14 protein-coding genes are annotated in these 14,656 nt (G+C 71.7%); 5 read left to right on the top strand and 9 right to left on the bottom strand.

Annotated elements, in window-relative coordinates; all coding sequences use genetic code 11:
• Nucleotide 1: 1 nt before the first annotated feature.
• Nucleotides 2-2,104, bottom strand: coding sequence for a GAF domain-containing sensor histidine kinase (locus LV75_RS04640; RefSeq protein WP_253885351.1), 2,103 nt, complete (start codon nt 2,102-2,104; stop codon nt 2-4).
• Between the two features lie 81 nt (nt 2,105-2,185).
• Nucleotides 2,186-2,803 carry a hypothetical protein gene (locus tag LV75_RS04635; protein WP_253885350.1) on the bottom strand — a complete coding sequence of 206 codons (618 nt, stop codon included), beginning with the start codon at nt 2,801-2,803 and terminating at the stop codon, nt 2,186-2,188.
• 71 nt (nt 2,804-2,874) lie between these two features.
• Here LV75_RS04635 and LV75_RS04630 point away from each other — a divergent pair, with 71 nt between their 5' ends.
• Genes LV75_RS04630 through LV75_RS04620 form a run of 3 tightly spaced genes read left to right on the top strand, consistent with a single transcriptional unit; the run spans nt 2,875 to nt 5,389 of the window.
• Nucleotides 2,875-4,161 (top strand): class I SAM-dependent methyltransferase, encoded by a 1,287-nt coding sequence (locus LV75_RS04630; protein ID WP_253885349.1) that lies wholly within the window; start codon nt 2,875-2,877, stop codon nt 4,159-4,161.
• Entirely contained in the window at nt 4,158-4,928 is a 771-nt protein-coding gene (locus LV75_RS04625; RefSeq protein ID WP_253885348.1) for a DUF1295 domain-containing protein, read from the top strand. The genes LV75_RS04630 and LV75_RS04625 overlap by 4 nt, the downstream gene beginning before the upstream one ends.
• Nucleotides 4,925-5,389, top strand: a complete 465-nt coding sequence (locus LV75_RS04620) for a peroxiredoxin (protein ID WP_253885347.1) — start codon at nt 4,925-4,927, stop codon at nt 5,387-5,389. The genes LV75_RS04625 and LV75_RS04620 overlap by 4 nt, the downstream gene beginning before the upstream one ends.
• Here LV75_RS04620 and LV75_RS04615 read toward each other — a convergent pair.
• From LV75_RS04615 to LV75_RS04585, 7 genes are all read right to left on the bottom strand, one after another.
• A complete protein-coding gene (locus LV75_RS04615; protein WP_253885346.1) occupies nt 5,386-6,705 on the bottom strand; it encodes a helix-turn-helix transcriptional regulator in 1,320 nt (439 codons plus the stop codon). The genes LV75_RS04620 and LV75_RS04615 overlap by 4 nt on opposite strands.
• Nucleotides 6,706-6,853: 148 nt before the next feature.
• Nucleotides 6,854-7,546, bottom strand: a complete 693-nt coding sequence (locus LV75_RS04610; protein WP_253885481.1) for a peptidylprolyl isomerase — start codon at nt 7,544-7,546, stop codon at nt 6,854-6,856.
• Between the two features lie 177 nt (nt 7,547-7,723).
• Complete coding sequence (locus tag LV75_RS04605; protein WP_253885345.1) at nt 7,724-8,956, bottom strand: LCP family protein; 1,233 nt, start codon at nt 8,954-8,956, stop codon at nt 7,724-7,726.
• A 178-nt stretch (nt 8,957-9,134) separates the two neighbouring features.
• On the bottom strand, nt 9,135-10,370 hold the full coding sequence (locus LV75_RS04600; protein ID WP_372504133.1) for a class I SAM-dependent methyltransferase: 1,236 nt from the start codon (nt 10,368-10,370) through the stop codon (nt 9,135-9,137).
• Nucleotides 10,367-11,089: a DUF1365 domain-containing protein gene (locus LV75_RS04595; protein ID WP_253885344.1), complete on the bottom strand. Its 723-nt coding sequence runs from the start codon at nt 11,087-11,089 to the stop codon at nt 10,367-10,369. Before LV75_RS04595 ends, LV75_RS04600 begins: the two co-directional genes overlap by 4 nt.
• On the bottom strand, nt 11,086-12,360 hold the full coding sequence (locus LV75_RS04590; RefSeq protein WP_253885343.1) for an NAD(P)/FAD-dependent oxidoreductase: 1,275 nt from the start codon (nt 12,358-12,360) through the stop codon (nt 11,086-11,088). Before LV75_RS04590 ends, LV75_RS04595 begins: the two co-directional genes overlap by 4 nt.
• Nucleotides 12,361-12,384: 24 nt before the next feature.
• On the bottom strand, nt 12,385-13,089 hold the full coding sequence (locus LV75_RS04585) for an alpha/beta hydrolase (protein ID WP_253885342.1): 705 nt from the start codon (nt 13,087-13,089) through the stop codon (nt 12,385-12,387).
• A 156-nt stretch (nt 13,090-13,245) separates the two neighbouring features.
• On the opposite strand from LV75_RS04585, the gene LV75_RS04580 reads away from it, so the two are divergent.
• Both LV75_RS04580 and LV75_RS04575 read left to right on the top strand, forming a co-directional pair.
• Nucleotides 13,246-14,070: an alpha/beta fold hydrolase gene (locus LV75_RS04580; RefSeq protein WP_253885341.1), complete on the top strand. Its 825-nt coding sequence runs from the start codon at nt 13,246-13,248 to the stop codon at nt 14,068-14,070.
• Nucleotides 14,071-14,089: 19 nt separating this feature from the next.
• The gene (locus LV75_RS04575) at nt 14,090-14,653 is read left to right on the top strand and encodes a nucleotidyltransferase family protein (RefSeq protein WP_253885340.1); all 564 of its coding nucleotides are present in this window, start codon (nt 14,090-14,092) and stop codon (nt 14,651-14,653) included.
• Nucleotides 14,654-14,656: the final 3 nt, after the last annotated feature.

Below are 14,656 nucleotides of genomic sequence, written 5' to 3'. Positions count from 1 at the left end.
GTCAGGAGCGGTGGGCCGCCTGGCGGTCGCCGCCTGCGCGTTGTGGTGGGGCCGAGTGGCTGCGCGACGGGATGGTGAAGCAGACCGAGGTGCCGCCGCCGGGGGCTGGTTCTATCCAGATGCGGCCGCCGTGGCGGTCGATGATGCGTTTGCAGGTGCTGAGGCCGATTCCGGTGCCCTGGTAGCCCGCGCCCGCGTGTTCGCGGTGGAAGAGGGCGAACACCTTGTCCCTGGCGTCCTGGCTGATGCCGATCCCGTTGTCGGTGGTGCGGATGGTGACCCACCCGTCGGTCGTCTCGGCGCTGACGTGCACGCGCGGGTCGACGCCGGGGGCGACGTACTTCACCGCGTTGCCCAGCAGGTTGGCCATGACCTGGCGCAGCAGGGTCGACTGGGCGGGGACGGCGGGCAGCCGGTCGCGGGTGATGGTGACGTGGTCGCGCGCGGCGCGCAGCTCACCGGCCAGGTCGTCGACGACGGTGTCCAGGTCGAGCGACTGCAGGCGCAGCGGCTCGTGGCAGGCGCGGGCGTGGTCGAGCAGGTCGTCGATCATGGACGTCATGCGGTGCGCGGCGCGGGTGATCGCGGCGATCGCCTTGGTCTCGCCGGGGCCGCGCTCGCCGGAGTCGGCGAACACCTCGGCGTAGGCGGAGATCGCGGTCAGCGGGCTCTTGAGGTCGTGGGCGACCATCGCGGTGAACCGGTCGAGCTCGTCGTTGGCGGCGGCCAGTTCGCTGTTGGCCATCGCCAGCCGCTCGCGGGCCGCCTCGCGCTCGGTGACGTCGCGCAGGAACGCGTGGAAGCGCTTCTCGCCCTGCCAGGTGAACGGGGCCAGGCTCAGCTCGACCAGCAGCCCGGTGCCGTCGCGGCGGCGGGCCGGGACGCGGACCAGGCGGGTGCTGCCCAGGGCCGCGCGGGCGAGCAGGCTCTCGCCGTCGGTGCGCTGCGGGAAGACCAGTTCCTCCAGCCGCCTGCCGACCGCCTCGATCGAGGACCAGCCGAACATCGCCTCGGCCGCCGGGTTCCAGCGGGTGACCACCCCGTCGGGGTCGGTGACCACGAACGCGTCCTGGGCGGTGTCGAGCACGGTGGTGAGCAGCCGCTCGCGGTCGGCCAGTTCGCGGCGCTGGGCGCGTTCCACCGTCACGTCGCTCATCGCCACGACCGCGCCGAGCAGGCCGCCGTCGTGGCGGCGCATCGCGCGGCCGGTGCACACCACCCGCACCGGCGGGCGGCCGACCCGGGCGATGACGATCTCCTGATCGACGACCTTGCCCTCGTGCAGCGCGCGGAACAGCGGGATCTCCGGCACGGCGAGCGGGGTGCGGCCGTCGCGGGCGAAGAGGCTGTAGCGGCCCGCCCAGTCCGCCGAGTCCAGGCCAGCGTCCGGGTCGAGGCCGTGCCACTCGCGCGCGGCGCGGTTGAACATGCTCAGCCGCCCGGACTCGTCGCAGACCACGATCGCCACGTCGATCGACTCGTGCACGGCGTCGGTCAGCTGCTGGCGGGCCTCAACCTGTCGGGCGTAGCCCTCGGCGAGGGCCCGCGCCGACTCGGCCTCGGCGGCGAACGCGGCGGTGACCCTGGCCTGCTTGCGCCGCTCGAACAGGGCGAGCACGACGGTGGCCAGCTCCTCCAGCGCGGTGATCTGGGTGTCGGTGAACTCGCGGGTGGCGCTGTCGAACGCGCACAGGGTGCCCAGCACGTGCCCGTCGGGGGTGGTCAGCGGGACCGAGGCGTAGCCGCGCACCCTGGCCAACTGCCCGGTGACCCACGGGTTGGCGGCGAACCGGTGGTCGAGGCTGGCGTCGGCGACGTGCACCGGCGCACCGGTGGCGACCACGACCTCGCACATCGAGTCCGAGCGGGCGGAGTCGGCGCCCTCGAAGCCGACGGTGGTCAACTGGCACTGGCGGTGCTCGTCGAGCAGGTTCAGCGTCGCCGTCGGCACCCCGGCCAGCACCGCCGCGACCCGCACGACCGCGGCCAGTTCCGCGTCCGCCGGGGTGTCGAGCACCCCGTACTCGTGCAACGCGGCCAGCCGCGCGGACTCGTCACCCAAGAACGCCTCCCGGATCCGCCGAGACCCCCACTGGTATCCCATCGACCACTCCGGCGGAACCTGAAGCTTCCTCAGCCGATACCCGCCATTCGAGTGAGGGCGGCCCGGTCACTCCACTCAGCGTCACGTGATGGCGAGGAACACCAGCCCGCCCACCAGCGGCCCCAGCAGGGCACCGACCACGACCTGCGCGACGGTGTGGTCGCCGAGCACCACCCTCGACCAGCAGACGAGGGCGACGAGCGCGGCCAGCAGCAGCGACCACGGCCCGTGCAGCAGAGCCACCATGGCGACCGCTCCCCCGGCCACGGCGGCGTGCAGCGAGACCTTCCAGCGCTGGGTGATCGCCACGCACACGGCGAGGGTCGCGAACATCGCCACGGACAGCGCGAGCACCTGGCGCGGCGCGTCGGCGAGGACGAGGATCCCGATGCCCACCGCGGTGGAGGCCAGCCCGACGGCGAGCGGGACGAGGCGGTGCTCGCGGTCGCGCACGTGGTGGGTGTCCCAGCGGCCGGAGCGGGCGCCGCGGATGATGAAGACCATCGGCAGCACGCTCGAGAACAGCGCGACCTCCAGGCCCCACAGCAGCGTCAGCGCCGGGTCGTGCGCGGTGGCCGTCCAGGCCACCACCAGCGGGAGGACGAGCACGACCACCGCGGGCGAGAGCACCTCGGTGATCACCTTGGCGAGCCGGTTCCCCCGGGCGGCGGCGGTGTCCACGCCACCGGATGCTGCCACGCCGACCCATCCCCGGCGTCGCCGAGTCCGAATGACCCGTGGTCGGTTTCACCTGAAGATGGGAGTCGCGCGTGGCCACATCCCCAGTCGCCCCGGTGCTCGTTGAGGTCGCCGAGCGGGTGCTCGGCGGGGCGCTGCCGATCCGGTTGCGCGCGTGGGACGGCAGCGAGGCCGGTCCCTCGGGCGGCCCGGTCGCCGTGGTGCGGGACCGGCGGGCGCTGCGGCGGTTGCTGTGGAACCCCGACGAGCTGGGGCTGGCGCGGGCGTACGTGTCCGGCGAGCTGGACGTCGAGGGCGACCTCGGCGAGGCGCTGGGCCGGTTCTGGGCGCTGACCCGCGAGGGCGCGCTGCGGAAGCTGTCCACCAAGGACAAGGTGGCGCTGGTCGCGGCCGGGTTCCGGTTGGGGCTGGTCGGGCCGCGACCCAAGCCGCCCGCGGAGGAGGCCCGGCTGTCGGGCCGCAAGCACACCCGCGACCGCGATCAAGCGGCGATCGCCCACCACTACGACATGTCCAACGCGTTCTACGAGCGCATCCTCGACCCCAACATGGCCTACTCGTGCGGCTACTGGACCTCGGACGCCCCCGACTACACCGTTGAGGATGCCCAGCGCGACAAGCTGGAGCTGGTCTGCGTGAAGCTGGGGTTGCGGCGGGGGACGCGGATGCTGGACGTGGGGTGCGGGTGGGGCTCCTTGGCGATCCACGCCGCTAAGCACCACGGCGCGCACGTCACCGCGATCACGCTGTCGAAGGAGCAGCGGGAGTTCGTGCTGGCGCGGATCGCGGCCGAGGGGCTCGCGGACCAGGTCGAGGTGCGGCTGCAGGACTACCGCGAGCTGGCTGACGAGCCGTTCGACGCGATCGGGACCCTGGAGATGGGCGAGCACGTCGGCGCCGAGAACTACCCGCTGTATGCGGCGACGCTGTTCCGGATGCTTAAGCCGCAGGGGCGGTTGCTGCTCCAGCAGATGTCGCGGGGCGCCGTGGAGCAGGGTGGCGGTTCGTTCATCGAGACCTATATCGCGCCGGACATGAACATGCGCCCGGTAGGGCAGACTGTGGATCTGCTGGAGCAGGCGGGTCTGGAGGTCCGCGACGTGGAGGCGTTCCGCGAGCACTACGTGTGGACGTGCCAGGCGTGGGGCAGGACGCTGGAGTCGAAGTGGGACGAGTTGGTCGCGTTGGCCGGTGAGACCACCGCGCGGGTGTGGCGGCTCTATATGGCCGGTAGCGCTCTTGCGTTCGCTGAGAACCGGGTCGGGGTGCATCAGGTGTTGGCGGTAAGGCCAACGGTGTCGGGTATCGCGGGGGTACCTCGGACGCGCTCGGAGCTGCTTGCGTCGGAGTCGGTGTGATCCTGCTTCTTACGCTGGCGACCGTCGTGGTCGTCGTTGGCGCTACCTTTGCTGTCAGCGCTGCCCGAGGGCGGTACGACACGATCGACTCTATTTGGGGCCTGGGTTTCGCCGCGATCGCGGTCGTGACGTTCTTTGTGTCCACAGGGGACTTGGCTCTGCGGTTGACGGTAACGGCCATGGTCGTGGTCTGGGGTGTTCGGCTTTCAGCGCACATCCACCGGCGCAATCGCGGCAAGCCTGAGGACCGCCGGTACGTCAAGATCCTCAGCGACGCCAAGGGCGATCCGCGACTGCACATGCTGCGGCGGGTCTTCCTTCCGCAGGCAGCCATCATGTGGTTCGTGTCGTTGCCTTTGCAGGCGGCGCAGTACGGCACCTTTACCCTCTTGAGCTACCTGGGCGTGGTGGTGTGGCTGATCGGCTTCGGTTTCGAGGCCGTGGGAGACTGGCAGCTGGCCCGCTTCGCCGCCGACCCGGCGAACAAGGGGACCGTTCTCGACACCGGGCTCTGGCGCTACACCCGCCACCCCAACTACTTCGGCGACGCGTGCGTGTGGTGGGGCGTGTACCTCACCGCGTGCCACTCGTGGCTCGGCGCCGCCACCCTGGCGTCACCGGTGCTCATGACCTACCTGCTCGCCAAGGGCACCGGCAAACCCCTGACCGAACAACACCTGTCGTCGAGTCGGCCCGGTTACGCCGACTACGTGGCACGCACCAGCGGGTTCTTCCCGCTACCGCCGAAGAGAGGACCCCGCACATGAAGACGGGCGACACCGCACCGGATTTCACCCTGTCCGACGAGACCGGCACCGCGCGCACGCTGAGCGAGTGGCTGGAGACGGGCCCGGTCGTCCTCTTCTTCTACCCGGCCGCGATGACCGGTGGCTGCACCGCCGAGAGCTGCCACTTCCGGGACTTGGCGGCCGAATTCGCGGAGGTGGGCGCCCACCGGGTGGGGATCAGCCCGGACAGCATCGCCAAGCAGGCCCAGTTCTCGGAGATCAACTCCTTCGACTTCCCGCTCCTGGCCGACCCGGACGGCACGGTAGCCACCGAGTTCGGCGTCCGGCGCCGCTTCGGCCCCCTGCTGACCAAGCGGATGACCTTCGTCATCGACACCGACCGCACGGTGCTGGCCGCTATTAAGAGCGAACTGCGAATGGCCGTGCACGCGGACAAGGCCCTAGAAGTCCTACGCGAACGCCTCGCGCGAACGGCCTAAAGCAACGTCTTGCGGTCCCGCCAGGCGAGGCGGAGCAGGGTCAGCGCGCTGCCGGACAACCGGGGCTCCAGCCGGGAGATGGTGTCCCCGGTGAAAGCGTGCCGCACGGCGGTGCCCTCATCATTGACGATCTCGCCGTGCCCGAACACCGAGTCGAACTCGTCCCCGTCGACCACGGCGACGGTCAACTGGCTCGCGCCCAGCTCCAGCGGCTCCATGATCAGCCCGTAGTGCCAGACCGTGAGATCACCCCGGTCGCGCAGCTCGGTGAGCTCGCGGAACGGTGACGCGGCGGCGTAGTCGACCGGACCCGAGGCGCTGCCGTCGTGCTCGGGGTTGCCGAGGAACTCCTCGGAGAACTCCCGCATGATGTTGCGCCACAGCGAGAAGTCCACCTCGGGATCGGACACCGGCTGGAACTCGCCCGCGGGCATGACGTGCGCGAGCCCACCGCCGTCGGCGACCTTGGCCCCGTCCCGCTCGTGGAGCACGAACTGGTGCGCCCCACGGCTGTCCCGCCGCACCGTGAGCGTCGAGATCCCGGGCGACATCAACCACCGCGCCGGGTCGAACGGATCGCCGATCCCGCTGCGGATCGGCAGTTCACCCCAGGACGGCAGGGCGCGGCCGCCGCGCGTCCACGCCGCCTTGAACTCGTGGGCCACCGCTTGTTTCGCGTCGAAAGCGGCGAAGAAGGTGGTGAGCCCGAAGTCGAGGGCGAGTCCGGCCGAGGTGTCGATCCCGGTCAACCGGTAGCTGGGGCGGTTCTCCATGAGCCGCGGCCGCACGAGGTCGCGCACCGCCCGGCTGTAGTCGCCGTAGGGCGTTCCCCGATCGGTGAGCGGCAGCACGTGCTCCACCACCGGCCCGGGCGGCGGCGGTGTCTCGGCCCACCCCAGCCGAACACCATCCAGTTCGACCGGCTCGTCGAGCAGCCAACCGGGCCCACGCAGGACGTGGCCGCCGGGGCCGCGCGCGGACTCCGGGTAGAGCCAGGCGGCCAGTTCGCTCAGTTCCCGCCCCCGAGCGCCTTCCGCTCGCCGTGTCCGCAGCCACTCCTGCTGGCTCCGGCGGATCTCCGCCGAGCCGCCGCTCGACCGCACAACTCCGTTCGCCTCGTCGGGGATGTCGGTGAGTTCGCGGCGTGAGACAGCCAGCAGGCTGCCCAGTCCCGGCCGCAGGTGCGGGGACGGTTCGTGGCTCCCCGCCTCCCAGGTGCTGACCGTGGTGCGGTCCACGCCCAGCGCCTCGGCGAGGCTCTCCTGGGTGTAGCCGGAGGCTTTTCGCAGGCGTGCCAACCGGATCCGCTTGGCCATGCGCACCCCCGAGGTCGACACTGTGACGGAAAGCGACCGTAGCAGGGGTTTCGCGTGGCGGGCTTACCTGAGCGCGCGGGCCACCCGATGCGGCAAGGGCATTCCAGCCGGGGCGGGCCGGGCCTGGAGGGACCGGCCCGCCGACGAGTTAGCAGGGGACGTGGACTCGGAGGATCTTGGTGGTTTTCACCGGGGTGCCGTCGACGGGGGTCGGGTTGTCGGGGGTGGGCTGGATGCCGCCTGCGACGACCTTGTCGAGGGTGGTGAGGCCGCGGGTGTCGACGGAGCCGAAGACCGTGTAGTTGGGCAGGAGGCGGGAGTCGCCGTAGACGAGGAAGAACTGGCTGCCGTTGGTGGCGGGGCCTGCGTTGGCCATGGCCAGGACGCCACGGGCGTAGACCTTGCGGGTGCCGGTGGTGTCACCGGGCCAGTTCGGCAGGTCGGTGGGGAGTTCGTCCTTGTACTTGTAGCCGGGGCCGCCCTCGCCGTTGCCCTTGGGGTCGCCGCACTGCAGGACCTTGAGGGTGGGGTACGTGGTGAGCCGGTGGCAGGTGGTGAAGTCGTAGAACCGGTGCTCGGCCAAGTGCAGGAAGCTCTGCACCGTGCACGGCGCCTTGGCCCGGTCCAGGGTCAGGCCGAGGTGGCCCTGGCTGGTGGGCAGGTCGACCTTGACCGTGCCGCGGTTGGGGGTGCGCTTGGGGTCCCTGGGCAGCGGCACCGGCCGCGCGGCCGGGTCCTCCGGGGTCTCGGTGTACTGGCACGGGCCTTTGGTCACCTTGGGCGGCGGCTCGGTGGCGGCCGAGGCCGCACCGGGGACCACCACGGCGGCGCAGACCGCCAGCGCCGCGGCGACGATGCCGCGGGTGAGCAGGGACTTCACAGGTTCCTCCTAGTCGGCGACCGGGTCTCGGTCGCCGACGGCGAGGGTAGGGCAGCCCTCCGTCACCAGAACAGGTGCGCGGGACGTCACCCGGACACGGCCGAACGGCCCAGTCCGGCCGTCCCGGCGCGGCGCGGACTACTTCGGCGGGGCCACGATGACGTCCGCGGGCACCTCGGCGTCGGTGCGCAGCGCCTGGAACAGCTTGGTGGACTTGGCCTTGTCCCACAGGATCGCCGACCCGACGCCCTTGACGCTCTTCGAGCCGCTGAAGGGCACCGTCGTGGTGACCAGCCCGTCGCCCGCGCCCATCGCGAACGCCAGGCTGGGCAGGTTGTGCAGGTGGTCGCCCTCGTCGAGGGTGACCGCGTCCGGGGCGCTGGACAGCAGCGGGAACAGCCGGAACGGGTTGACCAGGGTGCCGAAGCTGGTGGCCTTGTCGGTGAGCGCGCCGATGAACTCGCGCTGGCGGATCACCCGGTCCAGGTCGGCGCGCGGCCCCTTGCGGGTGCGGACGTAGCCGAGCGCGTTGGCGCCGTCCAGCTCCTGGCAGCCAGCCGGGAGGTTGATGCCCGCGAGCGGGTCCTCGATCGGCGCGGCGAGGCACATCTCGACCCCGCCGACGGCGTCGACCACGTTGGCGAAGCCGCCGAAGCCGATCTCGATGTAGTGGTCGAGGCGCAGGCCGGTCGAGAGCTCGACGGTCTTGGCCAGCAGCGGCGCGCCACCGAAGGCGAACGCGGCGTTGAGCTTGTTCTGGCCCTTGCCGGGGATCTCCACGAGCGAGTCGCGCAGCAGCGACACCAGCGTCGGCTTGGTCCCGTTGTCCGGCAGGTGCATCAGCATGATCGTGTCGGTGCGCTTGCCCTTGGCGTCACCGGTGGCCAGCCGCGCCTCGTCCTCGGCGGAGAGCTCCTCGCGGCTGTCGGACCCGACGATCAGCCAGTTGGTGCCCGCGCCCGCGGCGGGGCGGCCCTCGTAGTCGGTGAGCGCCTCCACCCGGTTCAGCGCGTTCTCCAGGTAGATCCACAGCCCGCCCAGCAGCGCGACGACGACCGCCAGCGCGATCAGCGCGATGCGGCCCTTGCGCCTGCGCCGACGCGGGGGCGGCGGGGTGCCGTACGGCTTGTGCCCGGACGAACCCGGCGGCTGGGGTGGCTGGGGCGGCTGAGGTGGCTGGGACCGACCAGCCGGGCGGGCGGGTCGCGCGGGCGGCTGGTTGCGCGGCACCTGGAAGGCCCCGGCGTGGTCGGGCTGATACTGCGGGACCGCGGGCTCCGGCCGGTAGGGCGGGGGCCTGCGGTCGGAGCCAGGCTGCTCCATCTTCCGGGTCGGGTTGTAGCGCCGCTCCGGTTGCTGCCCGTAGCTCATCGCGTCCCACCCACCAGTAGCAGCCTACGAACCTGGCCCGTCACAGACCGTCCCCCCACCGTGGGATTCTCCCACCTCGCCGACCGCACACCTAAATACCCGTACAGCTACCTGGACGCGGGACGACCACGCCGGGTTGCCACGCGCCGACAAGGTACGGGCACGGACCCGACCAAGATCACCCCGGGTCGGCGGCCAGCGACAGCTGTCGGACGCCGAGGTAGCCGGAGGCGAACCCGGCCTCGCAGTAGGCCAGGTAGAACTCCCACATCCGGCGGAACGTCGCGTCGAACCCGAGCGCGGCGACCCCGGCCCAGTTGGCCAGGAACCGCTCCCGCCACTGCCGCAGCGTCTCGGCGTAGTCGGTGCCGAAGTCGCGGTGCCGCTGGACCCGCAGCCCGGTCCCGGCCAGTGAGCGCTCGATGGCCTCGGGCGAGGGGATGATGCCGCCGGGGAAGACGTACTTGTGGATCCAGGTGTAAGTGCCCCGGGTGGCGCGCAGCCGGTCGTCGGCGATGGTGATCGACTGCAGGCCGAAGCGGCCGCCGGGGCGCAGCAACCGGGCCACCGACTGGAAGTAGGTCGGCCAGTACCGCTCCCCCACCGCCTCGATCATCTCGACGCTGACCACGGCGTCGTAGCTGCCGTGGGCCTCGCGGTAGTCGCGCAGCAGCACCTGCACCCGGTCGGACAGGCCAGCCTCGGCGACCCGCCGCTCGGCGAGGGCCTTCTGCTCGGCGGAGATGGTCAGCGAGGTGACCCGGGCCCCGCGCTGGGCGGCGCGCACGGCGAGCGCGCCCCAGCCGGTGCCGATCTCCAGCACGTGCGCGCCGGGGCGGACACCGGCGTAGTCGAGCACGCCGTCGATCTTGCGCAGCTGACCGGCGACCAGGTCGGTGCTGCCCGGCTCGAACCAGGCCGAGGAGTAGGTCATGGTCTCGTCGAGGAACAGCTCGAACAGCTCGTTGGACAGGTCGTAGTGCCGGTGGATGTTGCGCCGCGACCCGGTGAGCGTGTTCTCCTCGGCGGCGGGCTGGCTGCGGTCGACCAGGCCGCGGAACACCTGCAGCGGCTTGGGGATCAACCTGGCCATCCGCGCGGAGAACACGGTGAGCAGCTCCGCCAGCCGGGTGCTGGTCCAGTCGCCGACCATGTACGCCTCGCCGAAGCCGATCTTGGCGTCGACGCCGAGGCGGTGGAAGAACGCCGAGGGCCGGTGCACCCGCATGACCGGCGAGTCGGGGCCGCCCGCGCCGAGCCTGCGCCCGCCGGGGAAGACGACCCGGACCGGCAGCCCGCGCACGGCGTGCCGGAACAGGGCCTGGGCGATGCGCGCGCGGGTGGGGTCGCACGGCGGGGTGAACAGGTCGCCCCAGTCGTGGGCGGGGGCGGGGCGGGTCGTCAGCTCGGTCACTGGACTCCTTCTTGCCTGGCGTGGCGGGGGCGGCGGACCACCGGGATCCGGCGCAGCCACAGCGCGATGCCGTGCGCGCGGATGAGCGCGGTGACCCGCAGGGTCATCAGGGGGCGGCGGGCGACCATGCGCGCGACCTCGGCCGTGGTCGCCGGGCGGTGGGTGCCGGTGAGGGTCGCGGTGAACGGGACGGTGCCGTTCTGCCGCAACGTGACCGTGAGCGACAGGCGTTGGCCGGGTCGGGGTAACCGCATCTGGTAGTGCCCACCCATCTCGAGGAAAGGTGAGACGTAGAACTCTTTGTCGGTGTCAGCGCGGCCCGTTTCGTCTGTCCGCAGCAGATAGCAGTGCCGTTCGCCGTAGGTGTTGTGGACTTCGGCAACCACGCACTCAAGAGCACCGGCGGCGTCGTGCACCCAGTAGACGGTAAGAGGGTTGAACACGTGCCCGAGGACGCGAGCGTTGGTGAGCATCAGCACCCGGCCGGTGACGGCAACCCCTTGGCCTGCCAGCCATAGAGTCACGTTGTCCTTGATGGACCTGTTGGGGTCGCCGAGGTGATCACGGGCCTGGAAGCGCGCGAACGGTTGGAGCCACCTGGGCAACCGGGGCAGGTCGTCGAGGTCGACGTACCAGAGGTAGACGGGGTGCTCGAAGGTGTTGTCGATCCGCTCCATGCGGACGTGGCGCACCCGCGCGTCATAGAGCGCCGGGGTCATTCGTCCCAACCAGATCCGAGCGACGCCGCTGCCCGGACACCGGCAGCGCAACCGTCCTCGTGGAAGCCCCAACCGTGGTAGGCACCGGCGTAGGCGACGATGCCGTCGTTGAGACTGGGCAGCTTGCGTTGCGCCTCAAGCATTTCCGGCGTGTAGATCGGGTGGTGGTAGGTCATCCTCCGCAGCACGGCCTTGTCGGGAACAAGGTCGGCAGCGTTAAGAGTGACCACGTAGTCTTCTGGCTCTACTAGGCCCATCAGCCGGTTCATGTGGTAGCTGACCCGGACAGGCCCATCGTCGGAGGCGCAGGCGGGCTTGAGGTAGTTCCACGAGGCCCTTGCCCTCTCCGAGCGCGGTAGCACTGACGGGTCGGTGTGCAGGATCGTCTCGTTCGTCGAGTACTCGATCGCGCCGAGCACCTCGCGTTCGGCCGTGGTGGGGGCGGCGAGGATGCGCAGCGCCTGGTCGGGGTGGGTCGCGATCACGGCGCGGTCGAACCGGTGGCCCTGGTCGGCGTCGTCGCGGACCTCGACGTGGTCGCTGTGGCGGCGCAACACGCGGACCGGGGTGCCGGTGAGCACCGTGGTCAGCTGCTTGGCCACCAGGTCCACATAGGTCCGCGACCCGCCGACGACCGTGCGCCAGGTCGGCGACCCGCTCACCGACAGCAGCCCGTGGTGGTCGAGGAAGCGGAACAGGTACTTGGCCGGGTAGCGCATGCTCAGCTCGGGACCGGCCGACCAGACGGCCGACACCAGCGGCACCAGGAAGTGGTCGACGAAGTACCGGGAGTAACCGCCGACCACGACGAACCCGCGCAGCGTGATCTCGTCCAGGTCGGCGCGCAGGACCCGGCGGGCGTGCAGGTGGAACCGCTTGACCTCGGCGAGCATCGCCAGGTACCGGGGGCGCGCCAGGTTGCGCGGCTGGGCGAACACGCCCGCCAAGCCGCGGGCGCCCGCGTACTCCAGGCCGCAGCCGTCGCAGCGCACGCTCATCGACATCTCGGTGTCGCGGGTGGCCACGCCGAGCTCGCCGAACAGCCGCAGCAGGTTCGGGTAGGTGCGCTCGTTGTGCACGATGAACCCGCTGTCGACCTGGGTGATCCCGCCGTCGGGCGTGGTCAGCTCGTGGGTGTGCGCGTGCCCGCCGAGGCGCTCGTCGGCCTCGAACAGGGTCACGTCGTAGCGGCGTTGGAGCAGGTGGGCGGCGGTGAGCCCCGCGACACCGCTCCCGATGACCGCCACCCGCCGTCTGTCGCCACCGGTCACTGCGCTCCTCCTCCCGGCAGCCGCCTAGAGCGGCACCCGCAGCCCTTCCGGTGAGGGCTGACGCATGGCATTCGTAATCCGGGGGTCCCCCGGTTGGGTGGTGAAGGCACCGAGCACGAAGCCCGTCACCAGCCGGGTCCACTGGTCGGCGCGGCGGAGCATGGCGTGCCGTTCACCGTGCACGTCGAAGCGGGCGACCCGGTCGGTGACGGCCTTGGCGCGGCGCGCGTAGTCGTAGGACAGTCGAGGGTCGGTCATCCGGTCGAGCACCCCGTGCGCGATAAGCACCTCACGGTCGGCGAGCTGCTCGACCGGTTCCCCCTGGGGAGTCCACGGGGCCAGCGCGCAGACCGCGATCACCGACGGGTCGTCGGCCACCCGTAGCGCGACCCGCCCGCCCATGGAATGCCCGACCAGCACCACCGGGACGTCACCGTGGACCCGGCGGACCTCGTCGAGGGCCCACCGGGCGTCGTGGACCGGGTCGAGATCGGGGGCGTTCCAGCCGCGGAGGCGGTCGCGCAGCAACCAGGTCGCGATGCCGTGCCCGGCGCCGCGGCGGGCGATGGCCTTAGCGAAGGGCACCATCCGCAGGTAGGCGAGCTGGAAGCGGGACGTCGGGGCGTGGCTGTGCTCGCGGCCGCCGTGCAGCACGAGGGCCACGGCACGCGCGGGGCTGGGTTCGCCGTACACCGAGATCGTCGGCCGCGGCCCGGTCGATGGGGTCACACCACAATCTTCGCGCAAACGGCCGATTCGGCTTGGTGGAGTGATGTCCGTCGCCGGTCCGGTGCTGCCGGTCATCCGGCTGCGCGGAAGGCTGGATGAGGCGAGGACACGGCTTCCTGCGCGTCCCGCCGCGAGGGGCCTCGGTAACCTGCCGCGGTGAGCGAGTACCGGCAGATCAGCACCGAGGCGGGCACCTTCGACGCGGTGAGCGCGGGTCCGCCGGACGGGCAACCGGTGCTGTTGTTGCACGGGTTCCCGCAGGCGGCCGTGGCGTGGGAGCACCAGGTGGACGTGCTGGGGCACGCCGGGCTGCACGCGGTGGCCTTCGACCAGCGCGGCTACTCGCCGTCGGTGCGGCCGGACGAGGTGGCCGACTACCAGGTGGACGCCCTGGTCGGCGACGTGCTCGCGGTGGCGGACGCGCTGGGGTGGACCGAGTTCGACCTCGTCGGGCACGACTGGGGCGCCGTGGTCGCCTGGCACACCGCGGCCGCGCACCCGGGGCGGCTGCGCACGCTGACCGCGGTGTCCACCCCGCACCCCTCGGCGCTGGCCGCCGCGCTGCGCGAGGACGAGGACCAGCGGTTGCGCTCGCAGCACGTGCCGGTGCTCAAGGAGCGCTCGGCGGAGCGGCGGCTGCTGGCCGACGGCGCCGCCGCGCTGCGGCAGATGTTCGAGTACCGGATCCCCCAGTCCGCCGTGGACGAGTACGTGTCCCGGCTCGCCGAGCCGGGCGCGCTGACCGCCGCGCTCAACTGGTTCCGGGCCGAACGGTGGAATGTGGCACCGGACCCGGTGACCGTGCCGACGATGTACGTGTGGGGTGGCGAGGACGTCGCGATCGGGTCGACAGCGGCCCTGAGCTGCGGCAAATGGGTTAATGGTCCATACCGGTTCGAGCTGGTCGACGAGGTGTCGCACTGGGTGCCGCAGGAGGCTCCGGACCTGATGACGGGCTTGCTACTCGATCATCTGCGGTAGCTGCCTCTAGGCTGCCGCCATGGCGGTTCCCGACGGCGTGCGCACGGCGGGCCTGCTGCTCGCGGCGGGCGGCGGCAGGCGCTTCGGCATGCCCAAGGCGCTGGTGCCCTACCGCGGCGGGCTGCTCGTCGAGCACGCGCTCGCCGCGCTGGCGGATTGTCACCCCAGGGTCGTGGTGCTCGGCGCCGGGGCCGAGCGGGTGCCGCCGCTGCCCGCGGTCGTCGTGCGCAACGAGGTCTGGACCACCGGGATGGGCTCGTCGCTGCGGGTCGGGCTCGGCGCGCTGGTGGACAGCGACGCCGAGGCCGTGGTCGTGCTGCCGGTCGACACCCCCGGGGTCACCGCGGCCGCGGTCGCCCGCCTCTCCGCCCTCGCCGCGCCGGACGCGCTGGCCAGGGCCTCCTACGCCGGGGTGCCCGGGCACCCCGTCCTGCTCGGGCGCGCGCACTGGGCGGGGGTCGCCGAGCTGGCCGTCGGCGACACCGGCGCGCGGCCCTACCTGGCCAGGCACCCGGTCACCGACGTCCCGTGCGGGGACGTGGCCGACGGCGCCGACGCGGACCGTCCCGAGGAACTCAGCTGATTC

It is taken from the genome of Actinokineospora diospyrosa, from assembly GCF_024171925.1.
GTDB lineage: Bacteria > Actinomycetota > Actinomycetes > Mycobacteriales > Pseudonocardiaceae > Actinokineospora > Actinokineospora diospyrosa.
The sequence above is the reverse complement of the archived record's forward strand: the minus strand, read 5'-3'. Positions and strand labels throughout refer to the sequence as shown.